Origin of the sequence: Pseudomonas sp. GD04091 (genome assembly GCF_029836165.1) — a bacterium.
Taxonomy (GTDB): Bacteria; Pseudomonadota; Gammaproteobacteria; order Pseudomonadales; family Pseudomonadaceae; genus Aquipseudomonas.
This window is the reverse complement of sequence record NZ_JAOEBG010000054.1, coordinates 1-660: the sequence shown is the minus strand read 5'-3', so window position 1 is coordinate 660 and position 660 is coordinate 1. Positions and strand designations below refer to the sequence as shown.

The window sequence follows — 660 nt, the reverse complement described above, 5'->3', positions numbered from 1 at the left end:
TGATCACGACCTGACTATCACTCTGTCCAACGGCGACAAAGTGGTGATCCCGGCCGGCCAGACCGAAACCGAGTACAAGGCCAAGGCCCAGGGCGATGACGTCTTCAAAGATGGCGACACCCTGACCGTCGGCATCGCCGATGCCAGCGTTGAAGGCAAAGCTTTCGAAAATCTCGAGCTGGGCGGCGATGCTTCCGTCCAGATCACCGACACCATCAGCGAAGTGGTCGCCACCCTGTCGGCGGACAAGACCACCGTCAGCGAAGGTGGCCAGGTCACCTATACCGTGACGCTGACCAACGCTCAGGGTCTGTCGGTCACCGGCCACAACGGCCTGACCTTCACCCTGACCGATGGCACCAAGGTGACCATCCCGGCCGGCAGCGCCAGCGGCACCGTGACCATCACTGCCAAGGATGACGTGTTCGTCGGCGGTCAGCCTTCGATCGTCAACAAGATCGAAGGCGTCACCGGCTCGGATAACTTCGAGAAGCTGACCCTTGGCGACAACAGCATCACCACCACCGTCACCGACGAGCCAGGCACCGGCACTCCAGGCACCGGCAACGAGGGCGACAAGGTTTCCGTGACCATCGTCGGCAAAGGCGGTGTCACCGAAGATCAACAGCCGGCCTTCACCGTCAAGGTCAGCCAGAAGCT

Annotated in this window: 1 protein-coding gene; it reads left to right on the top strand. The window is 61.7% G+C overall.

Translation table 11 applies throughout. The features are described from left to right. Nucleotides 1-660, top strand: a 660-nt coding sequence (locus N7422_RS26840) for an immunoglobulin-like domain-containing protein (protein ID WP_347815278.1), incomplete at both ends; no start/stop codon positions are given.